This window comes from Loktanella sp. M215, assembly GCF_021735925.1.
Classification (GTDB): Bacteria; Pseudomonadota; Alphaproteobacteria; order Rhodobacterales; family Rhodobacteraceae; genus Loktanella.
The window spans coordinates 1,045,020-1,059,121 of the sequence record NZ_WMEA01000001.1 but is presented as its reverse complement, the minus strand read 5'-3'; the positions used below and the strand labels follow the sequence as shown (position 1 = coordinate 1,059,121).

The window sequence follows — 14,102 nt, the reverse complement described above, 5'->3', positions numbered from 1 at the left end:
ATATCCTGTCTGTGGCGGCCGATACGGCGGTTAGTGATAGGGATCAGCGGCGTCGCGTAACCCGTCACCCAGAAAATTGAAAGCCAGAACAACGAGGATCACGGGAACGACAGGAAAGATCAGCCACGGGTAGATGGCGACGATATTCACGCTGCGCGCCTCGGTCAGCATGGTCCCCCAGCTGGTGATCGGCGGCCGCAACCCGATGCCAAGAAAGCTGAGCGCCGTCTCGCCCAGGATCATGCCGGGGATGGTCAGCGTGGCAGAGGCGATGAGGTGCGACATGAACCCCGGCACCATGTGCCGCCCGATGATCCGCGTGGTCCCCGCCCCCATCAGCCGCGCGGCCAGCACGTAATCCTCCTCACGCAGGGACAGCAGCTTGGACCTGACCGCGCGCGCCAGCCCGGTCCAATCCAGCAGCCCGAGGATCAGCGTGATGCCGACATAGACCAGCAGCGGACTCCAGGTCACGGGAATGATGGCGGCCAGCGCCATCCACAGCGGGATCGACGGGATCGACTGCAGCACTTCCGTCACACGCTGCACGGCGGCATCGAACCAGCCGCCGTGGTAACCCGCAAGCCCGCCGATCACGATGCCCAGCACCAGGCTCATGGTCACGCCCAGCAGACCGATGGTCAGCGAGATGCGCGCGCCGTACATCATCCGCGACAGCACATCGCGCCCCAGCCGGTCGGTACCGAGGGCAAAGAACGTGCCCCCCTCTGCCGGGCAGACCAGATGCAGGCTGGCGGGGATCTGGCCCCAGAACATGTAGGGATCGCCGTGGCAGAAGAACCGCAGCTTTTCGACGCGGGCGTCCTCTTCGTCGTAGACCCGGCGCAGGTTGTCCATGTCCAGCGTCATGTCGCGGCCATAAACGAATGGCCCCACAAAAGCGCCTTCGTGGAACAGATGCACCTGCTGCGGCGGTTCATAGATGTCGTCCAGATGCCGGCTGTCCTGCTGATAGGGCGCCAGAAATTCGACAAAGATCGTGCTGGTGTAAAGGATTAGCAGGAACACCAGTGACACGACCGCAACCCGGTGCTTGCGGAACTGCCACCACATCAGGCGCAGTTGCGACGCTTCGGCCACCTCGCCGACGCCGCTGTCGTCGATGTTCGGATCGAATGGCGCGTCAGAGACGTAGTGGTTCAATGCGCCCCCTGGTGCGGGCAAGCCGTCGGCACGCGGATCAACGGTCATTTCGCAGTCCCCCGGCCCAGTCGGATGCGGGGATCAAGCATCGCCAGCGCAATATCAGAAATCAGGACACCGACGACCGTCAGCACCGCAAGAAACATCAGGAACGATCCCGCCAGATACATGTCCTGACTTTGCAGCGCGCGGATCAGCATCGGCCCGGTGGTTTCCAGCGACAGCACGATGGCCGTGACCTCGGCCCCGGAGATCATGGCAGGCAGGATCGACCCGATGTCCGCGATGAAGAAGTTCAGCGCCATGCGCAGCGGATATTTCCGCAGCACGCGGCCCGGCGACAGGCCCTTGGCCCGCGCCGTGGCGACGTAGGGCTTGCGCAACTCGTCCAGCAGGTTGGCCCGCAGACGGCGCACCATGCTTGCCGTGCCGGCCATGCCGATGATGATGACCGGGATCCAGATGTGCGACAGGATCGACAGCACCTTGCCCCCGCTCATCGGGGCACCGAGGTAGGCACTGTCCATCAGGTTGCCGATCGACAGGCCGAACCAGACGTTCGCGAAATACATCATGATCAGCGCCAGCATGAAGTTCGGCACAGCGACCCCCATCAGGCCCAGAAACGTCAGACCGTAGTCACCCCAACTGTATTGGTGCGTCGCCGAATAAATGCCGATGGGAAAGGCCACGACCCAGGTGAAGATGATCGTCACGAAGGACAGCATGAAGGTCAGCCACAGACGATCGCCAACAACCTCGCTGACCGGCAGACGGTAGGCAAAGCTGTAACCGAAGTCGCCATGCAGCATGCCGCCGACCCATCGCGCGTAGCGGACGTATTGCGGCTGATCAAAGCCGTAGCGGTCGCGCAGCATCTCGATCTCGTCCATGTCGGCCTGTTCGCCCAGCGCCTGAAGCTCTGCGACATAGCTTTCGAAATAATCCCCCGGCGGCAGTTCGATGATGATGAATACCAGCATCGAGATCAGGATCAGCGTCGGGATCATCGTCAGGATCCGCCGCAGGATGTAACGGACCATGCCCTACGCCTCCGGATCCAGAAAGAACGTGTCGGGCAGGTAAGCCCCCAGAAAGCTCGTCGGCTCGAACCCGTAAAGTGCCTTGTCCGGCACGTTGACCAGCGCCGCGTTCCGCACGACAGGCTGCAAGGCGCCGTTCACCGTGCCGATCGAAAACACCTGATCCGCCTTCAGGGCGAGCATCTTGTGCCAGATCGCGGTGCGATCCGCAGGATCGACGCTGTTCTGCCATGTGGCCAGCAGATCCAGCATCTGCTGCGCCTCCGGCAGATCCGGCGCCTCGCCGGCAGCGCCACCGGCGGCATAATAACTGCCCCACAGCGGCCATTGCAGCTGATCGCCGGTCGTCGGGGCCAGTTCGCCGGGAAAGGTGTCGGCATCCGGCACGCCGTTGTCGAGCCCCGCCCAGACCGACAGTTGCACAAGCCCCGCCAGCGCCCTGCTGCGGAATACGTCGCGCTGCGACGAGCGGATGTAGAGCGCCAGACCGACGGCGCGGAAATGATCGCGCACAAGGGCTAACACGTCAGTTTCCAGCGTGCTCTCTCCAGCCGTTTCCACGACGATGCCCGCCTGCCGCCCGTCCGGCAACCGCCGGATATTGCCGGCCCCGCGCCTGGTCAGGCCCAACTCGTCCAGCAGCGCATTCGCCAAGTCGGGATCGTGCTGCGACCAGGCGGTGGCGTATTCGGGCCGGAACAGCGGGCTTTCGGGAATGACCGTATCGGCGCTTTCGGTGCCGAGGCCGAAGAAGAGGGCCTTGTTGATCTCTTCCCGGTCGATGGCCACGGACAGCGCGCGGCGCATCCGCACGTCGCGGAACAGGTCACGCCAGACGGTATCGGCGCAGTTCAGGTTGGGATAGAGTGCGACCGCAGACCCCTGCGACTTGCGCCACAGCGCCACGTGCAGGGGATGGGCCTTTTCCGCGCGCCGCAGCAGGGTGTAGTCGATGAAATCGAGGCCGGCCATCTGCAGGTCACTCTCGCCCGTGGCGGTCTTGGCCAGAATGATCTCTGACGAGGCGACATTCAGCTCGATCCGGTCCACGTAGGGCAACTGGGTGCCCGCCTGATCGACGCGGTGAAAGTAAGGGTTGCGGTCGAACACGAATTGCTCGGCCGGTGGTGCGGTGCGTGGCATCCACGCCTCCAGCGTCGGCAGATCGGGATTTTCGGGCCGGATGGAGCGTGACATCTTCATGTGCAAACGCTTCCAGTCGTCGACCCGCTGTTCCTCTGCCAGCCGGACCAGTGTCGCCTCGTCGGTGTATGTCGCGTGAAATTGCTTGAGGTAGGCGCTGGGCATGAACAGCACCGTCGGCAGGGGCGCCGCGAGTTTCGGCAGGAAAGAAGGGACGGGACTGGCGAAGGTATAGCGCACGGTCAGATCGTCGATTACCGCGAATTGCACCGGCGCGTCGCCCGCCATCAGTTCCGGCGGCAGGCCGCTTTTGTAAAGATCGGTGTTCGAGATCACGTCCTCGAAAGTATAGCGGAAATCCTCTGCCGTGAACGGTGTGCCATCGGACCAGCGGTGACCGGGGCGCAGGTGCAGGGTGAACTGCCGTTCGCCTTCCTGCTCCACGCCCGCAAGGATATCGGGTTCCAGAACAAGGTCGGGGCTGTAGGCCATCAGCCGGGCATAGCTGTAGATCGGGATCAGCCGCACATCGCGCTGACCACTGATCAGAATGCGCAACGTGCCGCCTTGCTGCCCGGTGCGACGCCCCATCGCTGGCAGGTCAAGCACGCGTGGCACCTGCGGCAGCCGCAGCGCCTCTGCCGGCAATTGGCCGACGCCGACCAAAGGGTTCAGCAACGGTGCCTCGGCCCGCGCCAGATGCGGCAGCGCCACGGTCGCCATCAGGCCAGCCAAGGTTTCCCGCCGCGAGATCATGCGCGCACCTCTGCGGCGGTGGCGGCCGGACTGGCCAGCACCAGATGTCCGTCGCCCAGATCGAGCGGGGCAAGCCCCCGGTCCGTCTGGAACTGCGGCGGCCAGGCCGCACTGGCAACGGTGCTCGACTGGCCCACGACCGCGAAATCAAGCGGCTTGTCCAGATCCGGATAGGGCACCGCGGCCAGCAAAGCCTTTGTATAGGGATGGACGGGTGCGCGCATCAGCACCTCCCTCGGGGCGATTTCGACGATCCGCCCGGACCACATCACCGCTACACGGTCCGCCATGTAATCCACCACCGCAAGGTTGTGAGAGATGAAGAGATAGGTCAGACCCAGATCGCGTTGCAGATCCTTCAAAAGGTTCAGGATCTGGGCCTGCACAGAGACATCGAGGGCCGATACGGGTTCGTCACAGATGATCAGGCCCGGCGAGAGTGTCAGCGCGCGGGCGATCCCGATGCGCTGCCGCTGGCCGCCGGAAAAGCTGTGGGGATAGCGGTTGCGCACACTGCGATCCAGCCCGATCGCCTCCAGCAGCGCGACCGTCGCGTCCCTGCGGCTGTCGCGCGTGCCGATGCCGTGAATGTCCAGCGGCTCTGCCAAGATCTTGCCGATGGTCATGCGCGGCGACAAGGAAGAGACGGGATCCTGAAACACCATCTGGATGCGCTTGCGCAGCCGCTGCAGCGCGGCACCGTCCGCATGAAGGACATCGACCGGACCCGTGCCATCGTCATAGGTCACGCTGCCCGCATCCGGCACCAGACCGCGCATCAGGATCTTGCCGACCGTGGTCTTGCCACTGCCGCTTTCACCGACAAGGCCCAGACACTCGCCGCGCATTATGTCGAAACTGACATCATCCACGGCGGGTTTGGCGACCGCTGGCTTGCCGCGCAACGCCCATTGTTCCTGTTTGACTGCAAAGGTCTTTTGCAATCCCCGGACCGACAGCAGCACCGGGGCGGCCTCTTTCGGCGCCTCTGAGGGGGCAATGGCCCCATGCAGCCGGTCATGGTCCAGCGTGATCTCTCGCAAGGGGCGCAGACGTTCGCCCGGCGCCATGTCGAAATGCGGAATCGCGGTCATCAGACCCTTCAGATAGGCGTGCTGCGGGTTGTTGAAGATCGCGGTGACCGGCCCCGCCTCCATGATCTTGCCGCGGTAGATCACGACGACTTCGTCCGCGACGTTGGCCACGACGCCAAGGTCGTGCGTGATCAGCAGCATCCCCATGTCGCGGCGCAGCTGCAGATCGCGCAGCAGGGTCAGGATCTGCGCCTGTATGGTGACGTCCAGCGCCGTCGTCGGCTCGTCCGCGATCAGCAGGGACGGACCGCAGATCAGCGCCATGGCAATCATCGCCCGCTGTCGCATGCCGCCCGACAGCTCGAACGGATACATGCGGTAGATGCGGGCAGGATTGTCAAAGCCGACCAGCGCCAGCATTTCCTCGGTCACGCCACGTCGTTCTGCCGGTGACTTGACGGTGTGGACCAGCAGCGCCTCTGACACCTGGTCGCCGATGGTGTGCAGCGCCGAAAAGGACGTCATCGGTTCCTGAAAGATCATCCCGATGTGGCGGCCCCGGACCGCACGGATCGCCCGCCCGTCGCGCGGCATCGCCAAAAGATCGCGCACGGCGGCCGCATCCGGTTCCGTGAACAGGATGCGCCCGGACGACATGGCAGAGGCCGGCTGCAAACCCATCACCATCTGGCCAAGGACAGATTTGCCAGACCCGGATTCGCCCACCAGCGCCGTGACCTTGCCGGGCAGGACACGCAGGCTGACGCCCCGCAGCGCCTCGATCAGGCCGCCCTGCACGGGGAAGGAAACGTGCAGATCCTCGATCCGCAATAAGTCCCTGTCCGTGTTGCCGGTGGTCATGCCGCCCTGTCCCCTGCCGCAAGTTCGCTGATCTTGCCGCACTGAGTTGGTTTGGCAACATGAAGCGTAGCCCTGTGCATTTTCACTGTCCATCGCCGTTGTGGTGAAAAGCCTGTCTTTTCAGGCGGGCAGCAGATCCGGCAATCCGACCCAGCGACACCCCGGATGATCGCGAGTCAGTCCGAACAGCGTCACGAGATAGGACCAAGCAGCCGCATCGTGCACCAGATGGTGCGACAGGATGCCGATCGGCGCATCCCCCGGCAGCGCAAGGGCCATCGCAAGCTCTGCCATCAGGTCCGCCTCGGACCGCCCACCCCGCGTGCCGCGCCAGTCGATCAGATCGACATGGGTATTGATCTGCGGCACTGGCGCAGTCTCCGCCGCAGGACCAAAGACCGATACAGCGCGAAACCCCAACGGGCCCAGACCCGGCAGGACCTCTGGCGCGATCCGGTTCCAAGGCGGCACCAGAACCGGCACCATCCGCGCGCCGTGCAGATCGGACAATTTCGCCAGACCGGCAGCCAGCTCGGCCATGACCGTATCCTGAGGGCGCTGCGCGCCCAGTTCCTGCTTCTTTTCGGTCGCGGGGGCGTGGTTCGTGTGGCTCCACCCATGAACCGCGACATGGGCCAGCGGCGCAGTGTCCAACCGCCGTGCCAGTGCGTCACCGGTCGTGGCCGGGATGACGGCCAGCGTGACGGGCACCTGATATTGCGCCGCAATCTCCAGCAACTGGTCCAAGGCTGGCGTCGGCACCGTCGCATCGTCATCGCGCCACCACAGCAGGGCCGGCTCATGCCGCGCGGCGCGCGCGTCCAGCACCCTCAAGACGTCATCGCTCATGCCGGTATCCTTTCCTTGAACAGGCCTTCGATCAGCGCCGACAGCCGTGCTGCGGCGGCTGTGTCCGAGTGTTGCGTCATCACATGCTGGCGCACTGCGGCCCCCTCTGACGCCGCCCGCGCCGGATCGTCCAGCAATGCAGCAAGTGCTCCCGCAAGGGCCACCGGGTCGCCGTCCGCGACGAGGGCACCGCCGATATCCGACGACACCACGTCCGGCACACCTGCCGTGCGATAGGCCACGACGGGCAGGCCTGCAGCCTGCGCCTCCAGATAAGCCAGACCATAGGCCTCGTTGCAGCCCGGCCAAAGGTAGACCGCGCCACGCGTCAGCAAGGCCGCGACAGCCGGTGCACCCAACGCACCCAGCCAGTCGATGCGGTCCGCCGGCAGATGCGCGAACAGCGCCTGCACATCGGCGCGCGCTGCACCGTCACCGGCCACGCTCAGGTGCCAGTGCAGGTCCGGCGGCAGGTGCCCCAAAGCCAGCGCCATTGCGCGGTAGCTGTCCAGCTTGTCACCGGGTCGCATCATGGCAACGGTGACGATGTGACCGTCCTGCGGTTGCGGCGGGGCCGCAAAGGCGTCGGTCGCGATGAAGGGGATAAGTTGCGCTAAGTTGGGCACATCGACCGCCGCCAGCCCGGCGCGATCCCGGCCGGTCAGACAGATATTCAAGGCGGCCGACCTCAAGGTTGCCAGCGTGCCGGCTTGGGTCTCCGCCCAGACACCCAAATTCCGGCGGCTGGAATAAGACGCTTCGCATGTGACGTAGGGCATACAGAAATCGCGGGCCAGGGCCGGTCCGATCAGATCAGGCGCCTTGTAATAAGGGTGATAACAGAAAAACACGTCGGGCGGATCCTTCGCCCATGCCGCCGCAAGACGCGCCCGTTCCTGCGCTGCATCCTCGCTCAACCGCGCGAAGGCCTCCGCATCCTCTGGATCGCGCAGATAGGCCCGCAAGTCGGACACCAGTTCCACCCTGTATCCGGCCCGGTCCAGGGCCGCCCTCAACTGCCGCGCCATCAGGCGATCGCCGGAGGCCACGGGATGATCCGGCGACTTGAGCGGGGCGTAAAAGGCGATGCGCCGGGCAGGCACGATCATGGTGAACCTTCAATCATCGGGGTCTGCCGCGCGACCCTAGCGGATCGTCTGCGCCACAGCCAGCCGCGCGCATTGCTTGACAGGTTCGGACGGGCGGCCCATGTCAAGCGGGATCAACCAGCAGGCATCCTCATGGCACTTCTTGACCGCATCGCAGATCGCAGCGCCACCGTGGGGGTGATCGGGCTGGGTTATGTCGGCCTGCCGCTGGCCATGGCCGCCGCGCGCGCCGGGTTTACCGTCACCGGCTTTGACACCGATGCCGCCAAGATCACCGCCGTCGATGCGCGCCGCAGCTATATCGAGGCGGTGACCGACGCTGCCCTGACCACAGAGGTCGATGCGGGCCGCTTTGCCGCGACCTGCGATTTCACCCGGCTGGGCGATTGCGATGTCATCGTGATCTGCGTGCCGACACCGCTGACGCGCCACCGCGAACCCGATCTGTCGTTCATCGAACGCACCTGCGCGGACATCGCGGCAACTCTGCGTCCGGACCAGTTGATCGTGCTGGAAAGCACGACCTATCCCGGCACGACCGATGGCATCGTGAAGTCGATCCTCGAACGCGGCGGGCTGCGGTCCGGGCAGGACTTCTTCCTCGGCTTTTCGCCCGAACGCGAGGATCCGGGCAACCGCGCCTATGACACATCGACCATCCCCAAGGTCGTCGCCGGTGACGGCGTGCAGGCCGGCGCATTGGTCGAGGCGTTCTACGGTGCCGTCGTGGCAAAGGTCGTCCCCGTGTCGTCCACCGCCACGGCAGAGGCCGTCAAGATCACCGAGAATGTCTTTCGCGCGGTCAACATCGCCCTCGTGAACGAACTCAAGGTAATCTTTGATGCGATGGGTATCGACGTCTGGGAAGTCATCGACGCCGCCGCGACCAAGCCTTTCGGCTTCATGCCGTTCTATCCCGGCCCCGGTCTGGGTGGCCACTGCATCCCGATCGATCCGTTTTATCTGACGTGGAAATCGCGCGAATACGACCTGACGACACGGTTCATCGAGCTTGCGGGAGAGATCAACTCTACCATGCCGCACCATGTCGTCACCCGTCTGGCCGAGGCGCTGGACACCCGCCTTGGCCGCGCGCTGAGCCGTAGCCGGGTGCTGGTGATCGGACTGGCCTACAAGAAAAACGTGCCCGATACCCGGGAAAGTCCCTCTCTGAAACTTATCGAGCTGATCGAGGCACGCGGCGGCACCACCGGGTATCACGACCCCTTCGTCCCCCAGATCCCCAAGACGCGCGCCTATCCGACACTTGCGGGGCGTCAGTCGGTGACGCTGGATGCCGACACCATCGCGGGCTTTGATGCGGTGCTGATCGCAACGGACCACGACGATGTGGACTATGCGGCGCTGGGCGAACATGCACCGCTGATCGTCGATACGCGCAATGCCTTTGCCCGGCGGTCGCTGCCGATGGACAAGGTCGTCAAGGCCTGACGTGACCCGCCACCGCATCGCCCTGATCGCAGACCCGCATTTCCACGACAGCACCGGCGATTTCGGCCAGACGGGCGTGATGATCGCAGGCCAGCGCCACGCCCTGCTGAACTGGGAAAAGACCCGCACCGCCAGCCGTGCCGTCAACGAAAGCGCCATGGCGCTGCGGGCCGCCCTTGACCGGATCGCCGCGCGCGGCATCCGGATCGTCGTGATTGCGGGGGATTATTCCGACGAAGGCCAGATCGAGAACCTGCAACGTCTGGCCGATCTGCTACATGATGCGGAAACACGCCTTGGCCTGCGCATCCATGTCCTGCCCGGCAACCACGATTGCTATGCCGTCGGCGGCAAGCACCGGGCGATCCGCTACGCCACCGGGCCGCGGACGTCGGAACTGGTCACCAGCGATCCGGCCTTGGACGCGGACGTGCTGTCACCCGCCATGTTCTGCCCCGGCCTGCCGGAGGCGTTGATGCCGATGGCCCGCTTTGGCCTGCGCCGCCGCGCCGATGACCTGCACTGGGAAACGCCATTCGGCACGTCAGACAGGTTCGAAGACCGGACCTTCGTCGCCACCGCGCCGGATGGCGTAACGACGCACCAAATGATTGACGCGTCTTATCTGGTGGAGCCGGAGCCGGGCCTGTGGCTGCTGATGCTGGACGCCAATGTGTTCGAGCCGCGCGTCGGTATCCGCGATCCCCGCCGCAAACGGGCGTTTCGCGATCCCACCGATGCGGGCTGGGATGCCGTCCTGCGGGTCAAGCCGTTCCTGCTGGACTGGATTGCCTGCGTGACGCGCCGCGCGACGCAGGCTGGCAAGCTGCTGATCCCCGTGTCGCACTACCCCATCCTGCCCCACTGGTCCGGTCTGGACCCAGTGCTGCCGCGCAGCGCGCTGGCGCGTCGCGCACCAAGTCCCGAGGTCGCGGCAAAATTGGCTGACGCCGGGCTGCGACTGCATTTCGGCGGGCATCTGCATATCAATGCGACCACGACGACGGGCGGCATCACCGACGTCTCTTTACCCGCGACCTGTGCATTTCCGGCGGCCTTCGCCGTGCTGGACGGTGACGCGCGGGGTGTGGCGATGACGCAGGTGTCACTCGGCGATCTGCCCCCTGATCCGGTTGCAAGCGTGCTTTATGCCGCCGAGGGCGCGCCGCTGTCCGCGTCGCATTTCGGAAGCGAAATTGCGTCGCGTCACCGGGCGCGCGCACTGTCGCGCAGGCTGGCGCACGACCTGCCCGACGGCCTTTGGCCTGCCCTGTCCGACCTGCGCGTGACCGATCTGCCGCGACTGATCGGCGTGGGGCGCGCGGATTTGCCCGACGTGCCATTGGCCGACATGATGTGCGATCTGTTGATGCTGATCGACGGTGGCGCGCTGGCGCTCCCTTACATTTCGGCAGATCGGTTGGACGACTGGCGCCGGATTGCGACACTGCGAGGAACGTCGACTGATCCGCTGGGCCGGTGGGTGGTCACCTGTCTGGAACTGCTCGCTATGAAGTTGGACCGCGTGGCCCGGCAGCAAACGATCCAGCCCTTGCAACCCTAGGCCGGCTCCGCTGCCACGTTGACCGGCAGATCGGTCGCGCGCCGCACGGCGTAGACCTTGATGGGATGGCTCAGTCCACGGACGTCGATCATCTGGGGCGCGCAGCCCGTGCAGGGACCAAGCCCGGCCAGATCGGCCGTTTCGGCAGAGACCACGAGTTGGACGCCCAGTTCCTTCGATTTGCTTTCCAACCGGCTGGCAAGGTTCACCGTCTCGCCCAGCGCGGTCAGCGCGGCCATGTCGCCGCCCGCCTGCCGCATGGTGCCGATCCTGCCTAGAATCGCGGGACCGCTGTGCATGCCGATCCCCATAGACAACGGCGCGGGCAAGGCTTCACGCAGGCTTTGGTTCAGGCCGTCAAGGACACCGTCCATCGCCCGTGCCGCCGCCATCGCCTGCAGGGCCGCGACCCGCGGCGAGGTGTCCATACCAAAAATCGCCATGACGCTGTCGCCCATGAATTTATCGACGAACCCGCCGGTATCCTCGATCGTTTCGGCCATGCGACCCAGAAACTGATTCAGCACGAAGACGATGTCATAGGGCAGTCGCCCTTCGGTCAGGTGGGTGAATTCGCGCAGGTCGCAGAACATCACCGTGACATCTCGCTCGATCCCCCAAAGGTAGCGGTCGATGCCCGGGTCCGTGTTCGGCATGATCTGCGCCGGCAGCAGGGTTGAAATCGTGATGCTGGCCTTGGGATAGACCTGACAGGCCAGACGGACGTTGGCCGGTGCACCAAGGCGACGCAGCACCCTTTGTTCAAGATCGGACGGCGGCGGCAGGTGTTCCTGCCCCTTCATCACACGGACGCGGCAGGTCGAGCAGCGGGCGCGGCCACCACAGACCGCCGCGTGGGGGATCCGGTTGACGCGGCTGATGGCAAGGATCGACAACCCGCGCGGCGCGTGTGCGACGGGGCCGTCGACATAGGTGACCGTGACCCGCGATCCCAGCCTGTCGGCCACCAGAAACAGCCCCCAGACCGCGGCGGCCGCCGCCAGAAGGCAGACATAGATCCAGTTTGACGTGCCGACCAGTGCGACGAATTCCGAGTATTCACTGGCACTCAGCGGGTTCTTAAAGCTGCCGTTCAGTTGTTCCAGACGCGCAGCGCTGACGAAACCGGCGTAGGCCAGCACCGGGATCAGCAGGGCAAGGCCCTGCCAAAGCCATGTCAGGCGGCGATACCACGCCCGCCCGCCCAACCAGTGATGCAACCCGATGCAGGCATGCACCCAGACCAGCACGATCAGCAAACCGAGATTGATCGCCTGCCCCGGCCACATCACCCACAGGGCATAGTGATAGTCGTCATCGACTCCGAACAGCGCATGCACGCCGTGGGTACCCAGGACGTGCCGGATCAGCAAGAGCGGGATCAGCAGGCCAAAGCCCAGCTGGATCGCATTCTGCCACCCCATCCGGCGCATCTGCGTCTGGGTGAACTGCGCTAGACCCAGCGCCACATGGATAGCCGCCGCAAGGATCAGGATCAGCGTGCCGGGCAGGCTGCGGGTGACGGCCATGCGCACGTCCTGCACCGCCAGCATCAGGTCGAGCGAGACAAGCCCAAGGGCATGGTTCAGCAGGTGGGTCAGCGCAAATGCAAACAGGACAAGACCCGACGCCAGCCGCAATCCGCCCGCAGACGGACGATGAAACCGCGAGGCGCCCTGCCCTGCAGTCGCAGAACCTGCATCTGCCATCAGTTTATCCTTGTCATGCCATCAGGCCACCACGACCAGATCCACGGGATCCGACAGGCCCGCCACCCTGCGCTGCGGCAGCCGCCGCAATGGTGCCGCGTCATAGCCCTGCGCAACGGCCAGCGCAAAGGTCTTCTGATCGGTCAGGGCACGGGTTGATTCGACCTTGTTTGCGCCTTCCAGCTTGGCGGCCATGTTGACCGCGTGACCGATCACGGTGAATTCCAACCGGTTGTGCGATCCGACGACACCCACTGTCACCGGTCCCGACGACACTGCGGCCCCGGCCCGTAACGGTCCGGGCCAGCCCGCATCCAGCACCTGCGGCGTCAATTCTGCCACCGCATCAACCACATCCCGTGCCGCGCGCACTGCATCTGCTGCATGCGTGATGCTGTCCTGCACCGCACCGAACGTCGCCAGAATCCCGTCGCCCATGAACTTGTCGATCTGCCCGCCGTGGGACGCGATCGTCTGTACCGCGGCCTCTTGATACAGGCGCAGGACGGCCATCACGGTGGCACCGGGCAAAGCGGCGGCCGTTGCGGTAAAACCGCGCAGGTCCACGAACAGGATCGACACATCATGCGTCCGCGACATGCCGGCGACGGGCATCACCTCGGCGCTGGTGATCGAGTCGGCCACGTCGGAGGCGAAGAACTGGCGCAAATCAGCAGCGGCCGTCTGACCGCTGATGGCATCGACCAGCACCGACCGCGCCCGATACAGCGCCAGCGTCAGCACGAAGGTCACGCCCAGCAGGGCGATCCCGCGATCGACCTCTGCACCGATCAGGATCGTGTTGGATGTCAGGTATTCAACGTAGTTATGGGTGATGTGCATATCGCCCATGTCGGTATTCAGGGCATAGACCACCAGCATGAACCACCCCAGCGTCGCGGTCAGCCCCGTCAGCAACACGAACCGCGGATCGAAACGCAGCATGCGCACGCTGATGAAGATGAACAGGTAGATCATCGTCGGCGCCTTGAGGTAAAACGCGGCCGGCTGATCATATTCGACGTGGAACGACACGATCAGCGCGCACAGCAACCCGACGTCGGCAATGATCGACGTCACCAGAAACCACGCCGGCAGGACACGCCGATACGACAGCCAGACCCTGAACAGCGTGAAGACGATGTAGATTGTCAGAATGGTGGTGGTGAAGCTGGCCCCGCGGGCGCCTTCTGCCCGCGCGCCAAGCAGATAGAAGGCACCGAAGATCAGGACCAACAACAACTGGATCCAGCCGACAAGCCGTTCGGATTGTTCCTCGCGGCGCTGGATTTCAAGCAGCACGCGGCTTGGCAGGGCAGCCCCCAGGCGACTGCGCCAAAGCCTGCGAATGGCCGATGTGCCGCGCGCTGTCACCTGTCCCATCCCGCGGCCCGCCTTGTCCGTTGTGCTAAGACAGA

The 14,102-nt window shown here is 64.7% G+C and carries 10 protein-coding genes; 2 read left to right on the top strand and 8 right to left on the bottom strand.

Annotation, left to right across the window (positions count from 1 at the left end; genetic code table 11):
* Window positions 1-30: 30 nt before the first annotated feature.
* The 6 genes from GLR48_RS05090 to GLR48_RS05065 all read right to left on the bottom strand — a co-directional run bounded on the left by GLR48_RS05090 (window position 31) and on the right by GLR48_RS05065 (window position 7,959).
* Window positions 31-1,212: an ABC transporter permease gene (locus GLR48_RS05090; RefSeq protein WP_237059292.1), complete on the bottom strand. Its 1,182-nt coding sequence runs from the start codon at window positions 1,210-1,212 to the stop codon at window positions 31-33.
* Complete coding sequence (locus GLR48_RS05085; RefSeq protein WP_237059290.1) at window positions 1,209-2,207, bottom strand: ABC transporter permease; 999 nt, start codon at window positions 2,205-2,207, stop codon at window positions 1,209-1,211. The genes GLR48_RS05090 and GLR48_RS05085 overlap by 4 nt, the downstream gene beginning before the upstream one ends.
* A gap of 3 nt (window positions 2,208-2,210) precedes the next feature.
* A complete protein-coding gene (locus GLR48_RS05080; RefSeq protein ID WP_237059288.1) occupies window positions 2,211-4,106 on the bottom strand; it encodes an ABC transporter substrate-binding protein in 1,896 nt (631 codons plus the stop codon).
* Window positions 4,103-6,001 carry an ABC transporter ATP-binding protein gene (locus GLR48_RS05075; RefSeq protein ID WP_237059287.1) on the bottom strand — a complete coding sequence of 633 codons (1,899 nt, stop codon included), beginning with the start codon at window positions 5,999-6,001 and terminating at the stop codon, window positions 4,103-4,105. The genes GLR48_RS05080 and GLR48_RS05075 overlap by 4 nt, the downstream gene beginning before the upstream one ends.
* A 120-nt stretch (window positions 6,002-6,121) precedes the next feature.
* Complete coding sequence (locus GLR48_RS05070; RefSeq protein WP_237059285.1) at window positions 6,122-6,850, bottom strand: polysaccharide deacetylase family protein; 729 nt, start codon at window positions 6,848-6,850, stop codon at window positions 6,122-6,124.
* The gene (locus GLR48_RS05065) at window positions 6,847-7,959 is read right to left on the bottom strand and encodes a glycosyltransferase family 4 protein (protein ID WP_237059283.1); all 1,113 of its coding nucleotides are present in this window, start codon (window positions 7,957-7,959) and stop codon (window positions 6,847-6,849) included. The genes GLR48_RS05070 and GLR48_RS05065 overlap by 4 nt, the downstream gene beginning before the upstream one ends.
* A 132-nt stretch (window positions 7,960-8,091) precedes the next feature.
* On the opposite strand from GLR48_RS05065, the gene GLR48_RS05060 reads away from it, so the two are divergent.
* A complete protein-coding gene (locus GLR48_RS05060) occupies window positions 8,092-9,411 on the top strand; it encodes a nucleotide sugar dehydrogenase (protein ID WP_237059281.1) in 1,320 nt (439 codons plus the stop codon).
* 1 nt (window position 9,412) lies between these two features.
* The gene (locus GLR48_RS05055) at window positions 9,413-10,975 is read left to right on the top strand and encodes a metallophosphoesterase family protein (protein ID WP_237059279.1); all 1,563 of its coding nucleotides are present in this window, start codon (window positions 9,413-9,415) and stop codon (window positions 10,973-10,975) included.
* On the opposite strand, the gene GLR48_RS05050 is transcribed toward GLR48_RS05055, so the two are convergent.
* Window positions 10,972-12,684, bottom strand: coding sequence for an adenylate/guanylate cyclase domain-containing protein (locus tag GLR48_RS05050; protein WP_237059277.1), 1,713 nt, complete (start codon window positions 12,682-12,684; stop codon window positions 10,972-10,974). The genes GLR48_RS05055 and GLR48_RS05050 overlap by 4 nt on opposite strands.
* A 21-nt stretch (window positions 12,685-12,705) precedes the next feature.
* Window positions 12,706-14,067, bottom strand: a complete 1,362-nt coding sequence (locus GLR48_RS05045) for an adenylate/guanylate cyclase domain-containing protein (protein WP_237059275.1) — start codon at window positions 14,065-14,067, stop codon at window positions 12,706-12,708.
* Window positions 14,068-14,102: the final 35 nt, after the last annotated feature.

Coding starts and splice junctions, on each gene's coding strand:
- GLR48_RS05090 (WP_237059292.1), bottom strand. CDS start 1,212: ATGACCGTTGATCCGCGTGCCGACGGCTTGCCCGCACCAGGGGGCGCA.
- GLR48_RS05085 (WP_237059290.1), bottom strand. CDS start 2,207: ATGGTCCGTTACATCCTGCGGCGGATCCTGACGATGATCCCGACGCTG.
- GLR48_RS05080 (WP_237059288.1), bottom strand. CDS start 4,106: ATGATCTCGCGGCGGGAAACCTTGGCTGGCCTGATGGCGACCGTGGCG.
- GLR48_RS05075 (WP_237059287.1), bottom strand. CDS start 6,001: ATGACCACCGGCAACACGGACAGGGACTTATTGCGGATCGAGGATCTG.
- GLR48_RS05070 (WP_237059285.1), bottom strand. CDS start 6,850: ATGAGCGATGACGTCTTGAGGGTGCTGGACGCGCGCGCCGCGCGGCAT.
- GLR48_RS05065 (WP_237059283.1), bottom strand. CDS start 7,959: ATGATCGTGCCTGCCCGGCGCATCGCCTTTTACGCCCCGCTCAAGTCG.
- GLR48_RS05060 (WP_237059281.1), top strand. CDS start 8,092: ATGGCACTTCTTGACCGCATCGCAGATCGCAGCGCCACCGTGGGGGTG.
- GLR48_RS05050 (WP_237059277.1), bottom strand. CDS start 12,684: ATGGCAGATGCAGGTTCTGCGACTGCAGGGCAGGGCGCCTCGCGGTTT.
- GLR48_RS05045 (WP_237059275.1), bottom strand. CDS start 14,067: ATGGGACAGGTGACAGCGCGCGGCACATCGGCCATTCGCAGGCTTTGG.